Raw genomic sequence first — 14,285 nt, forward strand, 5'->3', positions numbered from 1 at the left:
ACTGTAATATGGATGTTTTTAATGGATGGTTTGAGCAATTTTTGACACCGATCTTGGAACCTGGACAGACTGTCATTCTTGACAATGCTACTTTTCATAAGTCTGATAAAGCTTGCTAAAGGGGTTGGTGCAGAAATTTTGTATCTGCCGCCTTATTCTCCAGATTTCAACAAAATTGAGCATCATTGGTTTGCTATAAAAAACAGAGCCAGGAAAAACATTCCTCTATTCGAATCCTTTCGTCGTGCTGTTGATTCTGCCTTCCTATGACCTGTTCGGACTATTATGAGAAATGCTATACATCTTGATAAAACGTAATTTACATCCACGTCTTTAGTTAACGCCAGCAATAAATGTTCTACTTTCGCATATTTAAGATTAAAATTAGAAGCAATGAATAGTGCTCTATTCAAACTTGCCTCTAAGTTTTTGGAAATCATCTCCTATTCTCTTTAAAAGTGGGAACTCATATATAATGAATAGCACACAATTATTAAAAAAATTGAAATCCAGCAGTTCGCTGTAGCCAATTTGAATCCCACTCTGGATCTACGTCATAGCACCGCAATATCTCAGCATAGATTCCGCTAATGAGTAGCGGAATGACGAGTTTTACGCTTATCAAATTGTAGGTAAATCCTATTTAATACGCTTTTTCTAGTACTCTGCTTTTCTTCTTAAATGCATTGATCTTTTTTCTACCGTATTTAGTCTTTAACGTACTTGGCCTTTTAAAGACCTTTTTGCTGTTACGTTTTTTAAATTGCACACTACAATCAAAATTTAGCTCTCCTTCTTTGTCTGCCAGTGCAGGCAGTCTTCTCTTATCTTGAGGTGTAACAAAAGATAGCGCATACCCTTCAGCTCCAGCGCGTGCAGTTCTACCTATACGATGAATATAGTCAGCTTGCGATTGTGGTGCATCATAATTGATAACATGTTGAATGTGGGGAATATCAAGGCCGCGAGAAGCAACATCTGTTGCAACCATGATTTGATTACGGCCACGACGAAAAGAATTAATGACCCTTTCGCGCTTGTGCTGCCTTAAATCACCATGAATTGCTAAAGCGCTATAGTCATCTTTGTGCAATCTGTTAGCTAGCTGATCCGCTCCTCGCTTTGTTTTGACAAAGATAATGATTGATCCTTCGCGCTGACATAGTTGTGTAACAAGCTTTTCATATTTTTCTGATTCTGATGCATAAACAATTTCTTGCTTAATTTTTACAGAAGTTGTAGCCTCACAATCAACAGAAATACGTTCTGGTCGATTAAGGTACTTCTCAGCAAGTTTTACTATATCTCCAGGAAGAGTTGCAGAAAACATAAGAGCTTGCCTTATTTTAGGCAAATGCTTCATAATTTCTTCAATCTGAACTCCAAAGCCCATATCAAACATACGATCCGTTTCATCAAGCACAAGAACGCTAACATTGCGAGTAATCAAAGTTTTACGCTCAATATGGTCTATAATACGACCAGGAGTACCTATTACAATTTGTGGTTTTTTCTGAAGCTGATTTAGCTGCCTAAAAATAGGCTCACCACCAATCAACAAAGCGACCCTTAGTGCAGAATTTTGAGATAAGAGTTTTCTTATCTCATTTGCTACCTGATGCGCAAGCTCTCTGGTTGGCACGATGACTAAAGCTGAACCAGTGTTAGGCTCATTCAGCAACTTAGCAACCAACGGAATAGCAAATGCTAAAGTTTTTCCAGTCCCCGTTTGAGCAGATCCGAGAATATCTTTACCTTGTAGCGCTAAGGGAATCGCTTGTATTTGAATCGGAGTTGGGACGAAAAGACTATTTTTATCTAGAGCTTGTCTAAGCGAAGCTGGGAGACCCATCTCATGAAAATTATTCACAATACGTTAATCCTGTCAAAAGACTTCATAATAGATTAATCTTCCAATCTTAAATTTATTGCAGATTTTTTATCTTCTCCGTTTCTACCGCGCTCCTCTTTAACCTCATAACTCACCCTTTCTCCTTTTATTCCCTTCTCTTTATTCTCTCCTTTAAGTACCTCAGGTCTTATTCCCGAACGTTCCAATGTGCTAATATGTACAAAAACGTCACCCCCTTTACCTTCTGGCTTGATGAAACCATAGCCTTTTTCGGCATTAAACCATTTTACATTACCAAATTCCATTTAAACAACTCCTAAATTATTAACTAACATTACTAATGTGATGAAAAACTTTGAAATTACGATCGAGAATGCTTTAAGTTTAGCTATTGAAACTAAACCTTTATACTCCATAGTCTATTCTTAACATTACATGACAATAATACACAATTGTTGTACTTGATGCAAATAAATTTTTTAATCGTTAAGCGAACCTGCAACCGTCATTTCGCTAACTTTAATCGTTGGTGAATTAAATTGCCCACAAAAAGTTAGATCATCTGCAACGACTAAATTGCTAAACATATCCTTCAAATTGCTAGCAATGGTAATCTCATGTATTGGATACGTTATTTTTCCATTTTCTATAAAAAATCCGGAAGCGCCTTGGCTGTAATCGCCATTGATTAAATTGACACCAAAACCAAATAAATCAGTTACATATATTCCCTCTTTCACTTCCTGAATTAATTCTTCAAACGATACATCACCATTCTCAATGTAGAGGTTACTAGCTGCAGGAATAACTGCAGCATTACTTGCACGAGTTGCACTTCCGGTTGTTTCTGAGTCTAATTTTCTAGCCGAGTATAAGTCTAAAATCCAATTTTGTAATATTCCGTTTTTTACAAATATATTTTTCTTGCTAGTTATCCCTTCTCCATCAAATGGTCTCGATGCTATGCCTCTTGGCAACAATGGATCATCGATAATATTAATTCTATCGTTGAAAATCTGAGCGTTTAAACTACCCCTCAAGAAAGAACTGTTGCTTATAATACTGCTCCCATTTATAGCAGAAGCAAAACTTTTTACTAGCCCTTTTGCTGCTCTTTTTTCAAAAATAACTGGAAATTTACCAGTTTTCATTGTACGTGAATTCAATTGATCAACTGCTCTTTTTGCTGCTTCTTTTCCCATTAACTCTGGCAACTTTAAATCACTAAAATTACATGCTATATCATAATCGTAACCAACCTTCATTTCACTTTCTCTTCCAGCAACAACAGAGACCTGATTAGCAAAGGTTGATTTACTAAACGAGCCAATAAAACCAGAAACAGTCGATAATACTGTATTCACTAAAGCGTATGAAGAAGAGGCTCCTTCAGAATTAGTGATACTCTTATGTGCAAGGGCTGAATTTTCTGCAGCTTCAGCAATTTCTTTTAGGTTATCAACGGTTACAACATTATTATCTGAGATACTTAAATCTGCAGAAGAGATATAATTACTACCATTTACAGCAAAATTAATGCAAGGATCTTCTGGCGCATTCTTTGCCATTTCTACCACTTGGCTTACTGTATCACTCAGATTATTCAAATCGTTTGTAGAAATATACGCAGCTTTGTTTTTACCTGCTATAGCTCTGATTCCTACAGTGCAATTTTTAGATTGTGATATTTGCTCAATTTTTGATAGACGCTGAGAAACTGAAGTCTTATTAGTTTCATATATTGTAACTTCCGCATCTTGATTTTGCTTTTTTATTAGTTTAGTAATATCTGCTGCAATATTTAATATATTCATTTTCTATTCCTTAGATTTCTATAAAGATTCTGCACCACCTATAACTTCAATTAAATCAGTCGTAATCGCTGCTTGACGAGAACGATTATAAAGCAATGCTAATTTGTTCAGTATCTCTTTAGTGTTTCTGTTTGCTGATTCCATAGCAACCATTCTAGCACTATTCTCACTCGTTGCACTTTCAAGTAAAGCAGAGTAAAGAGCAATTACAACGTAATCTTGAACCAAAGATTTTAAAATAAATTCAATATTTTGTGGTTCATACTCATAGCCGTAATCTGTTGTTGGACCAGCCAGAGAGCTATCAATCAAGGATGAGTCTTTACTCCATGGTTTTATTGTTTCCAACATTGGTTTTTGCGTGAAGGTATTATAGAATTTACTATAAAAAACTTTAACTTTATCGTATTTACTTAAATCTATACCATCAACCAAAGCTTCTACGTGCTTTAACGTGATTCCCTTACTATTTTCAATTTTTAAGATACTTTTAGAGTCAAATCTATTTTTACCTACATCAAAAGCTTTTTTACCAAGAAATACAATATCTACTTTTTTGCCATTTGCGATTGACTTATTTACACGCTCTTGACTAAATTTGACAATAGAAGAGTTAAAGTTGCCGCACAAGCCACGATCAGACGCAATAATGAATACTAGGTAAAAACCGTCGTTACTGACATTTAGAATTTTCGCCAGTAATTCTTGATCAACTGATAGCATTAATGAAAAAATAATGTTATGCAGCTTAGATACATATAATTTTGAATTTAATAACTTCTTTTGGCTTTGTAACAACTTTGCTGCAGAAACCATTTGCATTATTTTCGTGGTTTTCTGTACAGACCTAATATTCTTAATTCTTAAGGATAATTCCTTTAAGCTCTTCATTTTGTATACAACCCTGATTTATTAAAATATATAACTGTTAGTGTCTAAAAGCAAGTTTTTTTGACATTAAAACCAAGTCTAGCTAAGAAACTTGCAGGTTTATTGTTTGGAGATAAGGATTATATTAAGAAAGTGCTCTAACTTCAGCAATATCAATGTGAAAGTAGCCTAATGGTAATTTCTACAATTTGTGGAATTTTATAATATATGATAAACACAATTAAAACTATTACAACTTGAACACTTATGATCCCATTGTTCTAGTTCCCTGTTACAATTTTTACATTTCCAGCCTGGATCAGGCAAAGCTTCTGAGCCCATCTTGTTTAGCCAATAAATTACCTTGTCGTGTTCTTGCAATGTAACCTTGAGTTGTATTACAATAAAGTAGATTGACATGTAATTAGCTTTTTTCATAGCAGTGTCTAAATATTGACTTGCAAGATCATATTTACCTGAACTCATTGAGGACAAAGCAAGTAAACAGTAACTAAAATAATAATCAGGGCGTAAGTTGTATAGTCTTTCAGCACCTTTACTATTTAAATTGATGTACATTTTAGCTGACTGAGGAGTAGGATTTACTGTATACTCTGCCTCTAGCACTGCAGAAGCTTTTCTGATTTTTCCAAGTTTGATATATAATTCTGCCTTTAAATAATTGATGGGCTGAAAAATTGCACTATAACGTTGTGCTCTAAATAAAGACTTTATAGCCTCCTTAAAATTTCCTTTACTTTCATATTGCTTTGCTAAAGCGCAATAAAACACTGCAAACATTTCTTTATGATCAAAGGGGAGAAAAATATTGGACTTAACTGCTTCCTTCAACCTCAAAATTGCATTAATCCAATCTTCTTTCAATATGCAATGCTCTATTTGAAAGGGAATAGATAGCATTTTATCGTTAATTGAACTAGAGCAATATTCTATAAATTTTTGAAAGACTACTTTTTCTTGTTTGAGGTGAACGATCAGCTTATTGGCCAGAAGTAGAGCTAAGTTACGATTTTTATTTGCAACGTTTGTTAAACCGTTACTGAAAAAGCTGTAATTTCCCGTCTTACCTGAGTTAAAGAGCTTTATTAAAGATAACCTATCGCTCTTCTCATTTAGACTTTTAACTACCTTTTGGGAGTTCTCTATATTGTCTAAGTCTATGCTAAAGAAAGCTTCAAAGAGAAGCAATTCTTCCCTATCCCTTCTTCTATTTCTTATGTTGGCAAATGTTGATGAAATGGAAGAAAAAAAGCGTGCAAGTGCAATTAACAAAAATAATAAAACTACACAAGTAAAAATAATAAAATATAGATCAATACTTATAGTGTAATTGCCTAATTCTAATTTTATTACTTCACCACTTACCTTAACCCATATACCAAATAAAAACGAAAGAGCGAAAATTATAAAATAAATCATGAGATATATTGTAATAAGTGATGATATATTGTTGAAATATTCTTAGAAGCTACAATAAGACCATTCAATTTATTCAGCCATGGCTTGAATTCTGGGTGTGCTAAATCTCCTATTGTAGTAGCTATGCTCTGCCAATCATTATCGTTTATTGACTCCTCAATTTCTGCGAATTTTGCCCTTAATGGGTCATTTTTATCTTGTATTCTAATCCAGTTTGAAATGATTTTTTTAGACAATGTACTTTTGTTGTAATAGATAGTATCAATAGTTTTTTTAAAAGATAACTTCAATTCGTGTAAGGTATTTATCTCTTTCAAATTTTCTAATTCATTTACTGCATTTTCTATCTCTGGATCGTCAAGCTCTGATATCAAAGGCTTTATTGAATTTATATGGTTATCAAATTTTGCTTCTCGCAATAACGAATTCTTCATTTTAATCACAAGTAACAGCAATTTTGCAAGGTTCTTACATCTTGAATTATTATCATCTTGCTCACACTGAGTATGCTGACTTCTCTTTAAGTCAAATATCCTTTTTTCCGTTCTAGATTGATTAACTTCAAGTAACATTCTAAGCTCATCCATGCCTTCCATTAAAGTTTTCACATTATTTTCACTCTCTTGCTGATTTATTTTTAAAAAGATTATGTTATTTATTGTGATGTAACCGGTAAATAACAATACAATTAAGAACCAACCTATGTACTTTTGCTGAGTATCATTCATAACGTAGTATCTCCGCAGGATCTTGTGCAGCTGCCTGCAATGCAGGAGCAATTGTCGCTAAAAATGATAAGAATAATGCAAGTGCAGAAATGTTCACTACATCTTGAGGAACTAATATCATTGGTAAACTTGAAAAAAAGTATATCATAGGGTCAAACAGCTTGACGTTAGTAATGTTTTCTAAAAACACTCTAATGCTTTCGATATTGAGAGAAAAAACGACACCTATAATACAGCCAAGACAAGTTCCCGTAAAACCGATTAATAGACCACAAGCACAAAATATGCGCATAATGCTTCCACTTGTTGCACCAAATGTACGCATAATTGCAATCGCGGATTTCTTTTCTTGCACTATCATCATTAAATTTGAGATAATATTAAACGCTGCTACAACTATAATCAAAGTAAGAATTAAAAACATCACATTTCTTTCAGTTTTTAAAGCACTAAAATAATGGCTTTGCTGTGATTGCCAACTTTCAGCTTCCATTCCTATTTCTTTTTCTATAGCATCTGCCAGCTTATCAGCTCTAGTAACGTCGTCTACAAGTACTTCTATATTTTTTATGCTATTTTCATAATTAAAAAAGGCTTGTGCTGATTTTAGAGGCATATATATCAAGGTATTATCATACTCAAACATACCCATATCAAATATTGCTATAACTTTATATTTTTTCATTCGCGGCATTTCACCAAGTAATGCATCAAATTCTTCAGATGATATAAACGTAATTTCGTCGCCATAGTCAATGTTCAAAGCTTCTGCCAATCGTGCTCCTATTATTATCCCTTCATCAAATTTTTTTACATCACCTATAATTACATTATTTGTAACGGCAGTACTATCAAGCAAGTCTTTAGTTGACACACCTCGCACTACGCTACCTGCAATTTTATCATTTGCTGCAATAATGACTTGATCATTGGTCATAGGAGTAGCCTTTAATATACCAGGAATTCTCTCAATAGATTTTGAAACTGCGTAGTAATCTGAATTTATGTTCCTATCAAAATAAACGTTAATATGGCCATCAATGCCAAGTATTGAGTCAAGCAACTTTGCTCTGAATCCGTTCATCACAGACATCACCACTATTAGTGTTGCAACTCCAAGGGCAATGCCGATAATAGAGAACAAAGTCATTATAGAGCAAAATCTGGCATTTTTCGCTCGCAAATAGCAAGCAGCCATAGTAATTTCAAAGGCAATGGACATTACAAAATATTTTGAGGTTAGACATTATATTTTTGAAACTTCGTATAATTGTAGACTTTTCTTTATTTGAAAACTAGAGATTTTTGCTTCCTTAAATTTAGCAGGCTTATAGAATATATTCAATACTATAACATTAGAATTTCAAAATCTTCCATATACATCATCCAACCTCACTATATCATTATCAGATAAATGCTCTCCTATCTGAAATTCAACTATTTCAAGTGGAAAGCTTGTGCTTCTATTTTCAATCCTATGGGAAACTTCCCTTGGGATTTCTATCATATGGTCTTTTGCTATAGCATATTCTTTGTCTTCTAAACTAACATACCCAACTCCTGATAGCACTATATGGTATTCATCTCTATAGTGATGGAATTGCTTAGAAGTGCAGCTTAATGGATTTATAAAAAGATATTTTACAAGAAAATTTTCGCTCATTAAAATTATACTACAAAATCCCCATGGTTTAACTTCTTTTCTTATCGCCTTTACTTTCTTAACTTTATGAATAAATGAAATTAGACTTTTGTTTGGTTGCTTACAAGCTCCACCCAATAAATTTTTATTACTTTCTGTCGTTGAAACTGGTTCTTTTTCTCTAATCACATGCTGAAATGACACCGGTTCTTTACTAAACTTCTCACTCAATTCTAAAACTGAACTCCAAGTTCCAACATCCAGCCAATCGAAATTAGCCTCTATCATTGCAACGTTTTTTGCTTTCTCCATCACCAAGTAATCAATGGATATGCCTTCAATTCCTGCAAAATCTCGTTGTTTTAAATACAGAAATCTCTCTTGCGGTATGAAATGTTTAAAACATAAATTATAAAGATTCGGGGCAGATTTTTTGATCTCATCTATGTAGCGTTTTGCTTTAAATACAAATATTCCAGAGTTCCAATAATAATCATTACTTAATACATGCTCAGGTTTCTCTATGAAATCCTTTACTATATGATACTTTTCCTCATGATCATAAACTGCATTTATATAGCCGTACTCAGGATTGAACTCATCAGGCTCTACTCCAAACGTAACTATAGAGTCAGTTTCAGAGGCTATCTGAGACGCTTTTTGAGTAGAAGCATAAAAACTATTCAAATCACCTATAAAATGGTCTGAAGGCAGAATTAACATTGTCTCGTTTTCATTGCAGAGAAGTGCAGCAATTAATATTGCCGCTGCTGTTCCAATTTTCACTGGTTCGAAAATCACTTTATATTCTTGCAGTGCATGCAATTCCTCCATCACTAATGACTCGTACTGTATATTTGTAGCAATTATGGGCGGCATATAATCGCTTTTTAGCCTCAACAAAGTGTTGTGAAACATAGTGTTCTGACTAAATATTTTCTGAAATTGCTTTGGCTTAGATAAAGGCCAAAGTCTGCTACCACTACCACCACACAATATTACAGGGCGCATTTAGTTAAGATATTAATTAAATAATTAATATCTTATACTGAGGGCAAAATACATGCGAGTTTTTATTGTGGAATAGTTAATAAAGAAAGTAAATGTTGATTTAAAGTAATTGCTAATGAGAGTGATCATATGTAGCGCCTTGCCCTTGCTGTGAATTTCTTCTATTTTGTAATTCCTCAACATGACCTTTTCTTTTATCACTTAATATTTCATTACCCTTATTTTGTTCTTCCTCAGGACTCTTTAGTATTTCATTACTCTTGCTAACTTCTTTATCATTCCCTTGTTTCTTTGGCCTTCTAGCGTTAAGCTCATCCCATGTGCCCACTAGTGAATCACGATTCCCATGATCCGGCTTTAGCCTTTCTCCACCTTTAATAACATTAAAGTCACTTTTTGCTTCTTCCAAACATCCTTTCAGTTGGTGTTTCCACATGGTGTAGTAAGCATCACCATATTTTTTCTCATTTGCTACAAACAATAAAATTGGAGCCTTAAGTATGGTAGCTCCCATATTCACTAAATTTTTTATTGCCATTGCAGGAGTAAATAAAAGATAACCAAAAGACTTTGCAATTGGGTTTTGTTTACCTATTAAATACTCCCCTAATTTCATAGGAAGAGAAGTCAACAATTTAGTACAAACTTTAGCTAAACTTGTAGCAAAAACGATAGGAACAGATATAAGACTTTTATCTAGCTCTAGATTACCATTCTGATCTCTAATTTCTGAAAAATGGGTGCTTAGCTTCTTATAATCACTAGTGTACAATAATTTTCCATTTCTTCCTTTTTCATCTATATCTTTCTCGTCAACCTCACCTTTATTGTTGAGAGAAGAACCTTTTTTAGCAAGCACACGAGAATGAGTTAATTCAAGTGACTGAGTATCAACTTCAAAAATTGGAATATGTTTCTCAAGATCGATTTTTGAAAACCCAAATGGTTTATAATATTTACTATAATAACTACGATTGCTACTGCGAAACTCGCGTGCATCTTTATCTGGGTCAACTAAAAAGTCAATGGTAAAATAAGATCTATCATTATCTTCATCTTTGGTAACTAAAGATAATCTGAAACTTGGTTGTTCTCCATTCTCATCTTTTTGACCATACAAAAGTTTATAGGTTGGATTTTTATCTTTATCTAGTATAGCATTTCCATGCATATCCTCATTTTTTATGATTTCAGCAGACTGTACAATTTGATCATAATTTTTTGGATACTGGCATTTCCTTCCATCATACATCATTACCTTTCTAAGGCCTTTGACATAAACTTGAGATTCAGGTGAGGTAAGTAGATCCTTCACTTTTAGCGTAAGGTCCGTTCCCCACTTTTTCAATGTCTCTAACATATTGCTAAACCAAAATCGCTATAATGCTATAGTTCAATAATAGAACTAGTACACTAATAATGTATTAACACAGAACCGGTGATTTTACAAGAAAATATGCCTATAGAAGAAAAAAATTGTAAAAGCAAGGACTATATAAGTGATACTTGATAAGTACTTTATACATGTAATTGTAAAAATCCTTAGAGATACGCTGTGTATATAATCTTCACACACTACCTGCATTCCAAGAACTGCGTGCCAAAAAATGCAAAACAACAATACAACAAAAAATAAAAGCTCTAAAGGGTGATTAATAAATTTCCCACTAAAAGACAAAGAGCTATCAGTATAAAATGTGCAAGAAAATGAATAGATGAACCAAGGAAATAGAAGCAGCAAAATCACTGCAGAAACACGCTGAACCCACCAATGATGTACTGAATTTCCAGATTGACTCATATAAACATAAATAAAAAAGCCATAGTAGAAAGGAGTAGCGTTACTGTCAGCAGTATAGCACTCCTTGAAACGCCAGTAATTTCTAAATTAAGCCCAATATCCCACAATAAATGACGAATACCATTAAGAAAATGATATACAAAACTTATAAAACATAAGACATAAGCTAATTTAGCAACAGGAGTGAATAATAATGCATTTAAGTACCTTACTATAAGTAACTCAGGAAAGTAAACATGTAATATGAAATACCAAGAAAGTATCATTAATAAAAGGAACAGCAAGATACCAGTTAATCTGTGCATAATAGAGAAAAAACTAATAACTTGTACTTTATATATTTGTAAATGTGGAGAAAGAGGTCTATCACTCATAAAATTCCGTTATCGGGAAATTAAAATAAAGTAGAAGTAAAGACAGCAGTATAGCACATAACAACACCATCATTAAAAATGGTAAGTTATACGCAAAGCCTAAGGAGGTAATCCAGCTGCAGATTCCCCTACTGCTACCTTGTTACGACTTCACCCCAGTTACCGATCCCACTTTAAATAACCCCCTCCTTGCGGTTAGGTCGTTAGCTTCGAGTGAAACCAATTCCCATGGCGTGACGGGCAGTGTGTACAAGACCCGAGAACGTATTCACCGTGGCGTGCTGATCCACGATTACTAGCGATTCCAACTTCATGCACTCGAGTTGCAGAGTACAATCCGAACTGAGATGGCTTTTAAGGGATTGGCTTAGCCTTGCGACTTTGCAGCCCATTGTAGCCACCATTGTAGCACGTGTGTAGCCCACTCCATAAGGGCCATGATGACTTGACATCATCCCCACCTTCCTCCAGTTTATCACTGGCAGTTTCCTTAAAGTCCCCAGCATTACCTGATGGTAACTAAGGATGAGGGTTGCGCTCGTTGCGGGACTTAACCCAACATCTCACGACACGAGCTGACGACAGCCATGCAACACCTGTGTGAAACCCGGCCGAACCGACCCTATCCCTTCGAATAGGTATAATTTCCATGTCAAGGAGTGGTAAGGTTTTTCGCGTTGCATCGAATTAAACCACATGCTCCACCGCTTGTGCGGGTCCCCGTCAATTCCTTTGAGTTTTAATCTTGCGACCGTAGTCCCCAGGCGGAATGTTTAACGCGTTAGCTGTAATACAGAAAGTAAAACTTCCCATATTTAACATTCATCGTTTACAGCGTGGACTACCAGGGTATCTAATCCTGTTTGCTCCCCACGCCTTCGCGCCTCAGCGTCAGATTTGAACCAGATAGACGCCTTCGCCACTGGTGTTCCTCCTAATATTTACGAATTTCACCTCTACACTAGGAATTCCTCTATCCTCTTTCAATCTCTAGATTAGCAGTTTTAAAAGCAATTCCAAGGTTGAGCCTTGGGATTTCACTTTTAACTTACTAATCCGCCTACGCGCCCTTTACGCCCAATAATTCCGAATAACGCTAGCCCTCTCCGTATTACCGCGGCTGCTGGCACGGAGTTAGCCAGGACTTCTTCTGTGAGTACCGTCATTATCTTCCTCACTAAAAGAGCTTTACAACCCAAAGGCCTTCTTCACTCATGCGGCATGGCTGGATCAGGCTTTCGCCCATTGTCCAATATTCCCCACTGCTGCCTCCCGTAGGAGTCTGGACCGTATCTCAGTTCCAGTGTGGCTGATCATCCTCTCAGATCAGCTATAGATCATTGCCTTGGTAGGCTATTACTCCACCAACTAGCTAATCTAATATAGGCTCATCTAATAGCAATAAATTTTTCCCCCGTAGGGCGTATACGGTATTAGTTGCCGTTTCCAACAATTATTCCGTACTACTAGGTAGATTCCTATACATTACTCACCCGTCTGCCACTAAGTTATACCATAGCAAGCTACAATATAACTCCGTTCGACTTGCATGTGTTAGGCCTGCCGCCAGCGTTCATTCTGAGCCAGGATCAAACTCTCAAATTTAGACTTCAACCTATAAAAGGTTGAGGGTACATCGGATAAATCCGACAAAAAATAATTTAGCTTAATACTGCTGTCTTTATTTCTACTTTAGAAATATTTTAATCTCCAACTATTCAAACAACTTTAAGAATATTATTATGTGATATAATCACTATGTCAATATGTTTTTGCAAATCAAAAGCATTAATGTATAAATGTATAACTATTTGGAATATTACCATGAAAAAATACATCTTTCTGCTTGCACTCGCGCCAACGTTAGTTGGCATCACATTATACTTATTGCGCAACATTGATAACACAAAACAATCTATAACTGCAGGTGACAAGTTTTACGAAGTATTATTCTTAAAAAAAGATAATAAGCCGCTGCTAGAAGAAATAGATTCAAATTGGGAGTATTTAGCAAATTTTGAACGCACATTCAATCATATCTCAGATTCAATGCCAACAGACACAGCATCTATTTATAATGATTTGGCAGATGATAAAGATGCTCCTAGTGTTTTGCGTGAATTAGCACAATATTTAGAAGTAATGAGCTTACTTCACTCCAACGGTGAAAAAATAAATAAAGATAAAATTGATAATTTAGAATCAAGTGCAGTGTATCCCCATTCAAGCCAAGAAGCTATCGCTGTAGTAAAGATACACAATAACGACATTAAAGGTGCAACTGAAGTATTGCGTTCCCTATTAAATGACAGAAAATGCCCTACTCTAATAAAGGCTAATGCACAAGAACTACTCCGGATATATGGGAGTTAACTCATTGGACTTTTTGCATAGCTTTTGGCAGCGCATTGGATGAAACGAAAAACTTCCTTGACAAGCCTCGCCAGCTCCCTTATCATAAAACTGAAGCTATTTATTTATCTTCGCAATCTGTGCAGGTTAATGACAAAAAACTTAGGGTATTTGGCGTCTCATGTTTAATTTTTCGCACTACGTGCATCGCATGTCTTTAGAAATTTCTGGGTTTTTACCTATATAAGCCGAAACGCGCTTACAAAGCGTTTAAGACAGCAAAAAACGTCAAATTGACAAGGGAGAATTTAAATGCTAGCTACTACGGGGTTTCTTTGCCTTTTTTCCTGCTTAGTAAATTTCTTAAACACTTGCGGTGTAGGTTAGTTGCAAGTTAAAAG

13 protein-coding genes, 1 rRNA gene and 1 pseudogene are annotated in these 14,285 nt (G+C 35.0%); 2 read left to right on the top strand and 13 right to left on the bottom strand.

Translation table 11 applies throughout. The features are described 5' to 3' along the window. Positions 1 to 270 (top strand): annotated as a pseudogene (locus tag OZD66_RS00880) (transposase); the annotation flags it as partial. On the opposite strand, the gene OZD66_RS00885 reads toward OZD66_RS00880, so the two are convergent. The 13 genes from OZD66_RS00885 to OZD66_RS00945 form a co-directional block, all read right to left on the bottom strand. Further along, positions 183 to 413: a hypothetical protein gene (locus OZD66_RS00885; protein ID WP_275021938.1), complete on the bottom strand. Its 231-nt coding sequence runs from the start codon at positions 411 to 413 to the stop codon at positions 183 to 185. The pseudogene OZD66_RS00880 and the gene OZD66_RS00885 sit on opposite strands and share 88 nt — an antisense overlap. 230 nt (positions 414 to 643) lie before the next feature. After that, positions 644 to 1,870: a DEAD/DEAH box helicase gene (locus OZD66_RS00890; RefSeq protein WP_275021929.1), complete on the bottom strand. Its 1,227-nt coding sequence runs from the start codon at positions 1,868 to 1,870 to the stop codon at positions 644 to 646. Positions 1,871 to 1,905: 35 nt separating this feature from the next. Next, positions 1,906 to 2,157, bottom strand: coding sequence for a cold-shock protein (locus tag OZD66_RS00895; protein WP_182367731.1), 252 nt, complete (start codon positions 2,155 to 2,157; stop codon positions 1,906 to 1,908). 174 nt (positions 2,158 to 2,331) lie between these two features. Then, positions 2,332 to 3,666 carry a TldD/PmbA family protein gene (locus OZD66_RS00900; protein ID WP_010081974.1) on the bottom strand — a complete coding sequence of 445 codons (1,335 nt, stop codon included), beginning with the start codon at positions 3,664 to 3,666 and terminating at the stop codon, positions 2,332 to 2,334. Positions 3,667 to 3,684: 18 nt separating this feature from the next. Then, positions 3,685 to 4,557 (bottom strand): ATP synthase F1 subunit gamma, encoded by an 873-nt coding sequence (atpG, locus tag OZD66_RS00905; protein ID WP_182367734.1) that lies wholly within the window; start codon positions 4,555 to 4,557, stop codon positions 3,685 to 3,687. Positions 4,558 to 4,755: 198 nt separating this feature from the next. Continuing rightward, positions 4,756 to 5,976 carry a heme biosynthesis protein HemY gene (locus OZD66_RS00910; RefSeq protein WP_182367737.1) on the bottom strand — a complete coding sequence of 407 codons (1,221 nt, stop codon included), beginning with the start codon at positions 5,974 to 5,976 and terminating at the stop codon, positions 4,756 to 4,758. Continuing rightward, positions 5,973 to 6,704, bottom strand: coding sequence for a hypothetical protein (locus OZD66_RS00915; RefSeq protein WP_182367740.1), 732 nt, complete (start codon positions 6,702 to 6,704; stop codon positions 5,973 to 5,975). Before OZD66_RS00915 ends, OZD66_RS00910 begins: the two co-directional genes overlap by 4 nt. Beyond that, the gene (locus OZD66_RS00920) at positions 6,697 to 7,926 is read right to left on the bottom strand and encodes a lipoprotein-releasing ABC transporter permease subunit (RefSeq protein WP_182367742.1); all 1,230 of its coding nucleotides are present in this window, start codon (positions 7,924 to 7,926) and stop codon (positions 6,697 to 6,699) included. Before OZD66_RS00920 ends, OZD66_RS00915 begins: the two co-directional genes overlap by 8 nt. Before the next feature lie 141 nt (positions 7,927 to 8,067). Next, positions 8,068 to 9,357 carry a sugar phosphate nucleotidyltransferase gene (locus tag OZD66_RS00925; protein WP_182367745.1) on the bottom strand — a complete coding sequence of 430 codons (1,290 nt, stop codon included), beginning with the start codon at positions 9,355 to 9,357 and terminating at the stop codon, positions 8,068 to 8,070. A 112-nt stretch (positions 9,358 to 9,469) separates the two neighbouring features. Continuing rightward, positions 9,470 to 10,717 carry a hypothetical protein gene (locus tag OZD66_RS00930; protein ID WP_182367748.1) on the bottom strand — a complete coding sequence of 416 codons (1,248 nt, stop codon included), beginning with the start codon at positions 10,715 to 10,717 and terminating at the stop codon, positions 9,470 to 9,472. 84 nt (positions 10,718 to 10,801) lie between these two features. Next, positions 10,802 to 11,158, bottom strand: coding sequence for a succinate dehydrogenase, hydrophobic membrane anchor protein (gene sdhD / locus OZD66_RS00935; protein ID WP_182367750.1), 357 nt, complete (start codon positions 11,156 to 11,158; stop codon positions 10,802 to 10,804). Then, positions 11,155 to 11,532, bottom strand: a complete 378-nt coding sequence (gene sdhC / locus OZD66_RS00940; RefSeq protein ID WP_182367753.1) for a succinate dehydrogenase, cytochrome b556 subunit — start codon at positions 11,530 to 11,532, stop codon at positions 11,155 to 11,157. The genes sdhD and sdhC overlap by 4 nt, the downstream gene beginning before the upstream one ends. Positions 11,533 to 11,632: 100 nt before the next feature. Further along, positions 11,633 to 13,137: ribosomal RNA gene (locus OZD66_RS00945) — 16S ribosomal RNA — on the bottom strand. A gap of 153 nt (positions 13,138 to 13,290) precedes the next feature. Here OZD66_RS00945 and OZD66_RS00950 point away from each other — a divergent pair. Continuing rightward, on the top strand, positions 13,291 to 13,905 hold the full coding sequence (locus OZD66_RS00950) for a hypothetical protein (RefSeq protein ID WP_182367756.1): 615 nt from the start codon (positions 13,291 to 13,293) through the stop codon (positions 13,903 to 13,905). Positions 13,906 to 14,285: the final 380 nt, after the last annotated feature.

The sequence above is a fragment of the Wolbachia endosymbiont of Drosophila baimaii genome (assembly GCF_028982185.1).
Classification (GTDB): Bacteria; Pseudomonadota; Alphaproteobacteria; order Rickettsiales; family Anaplasmataceae; genus Wolbachia; species Wolbachia pipientis.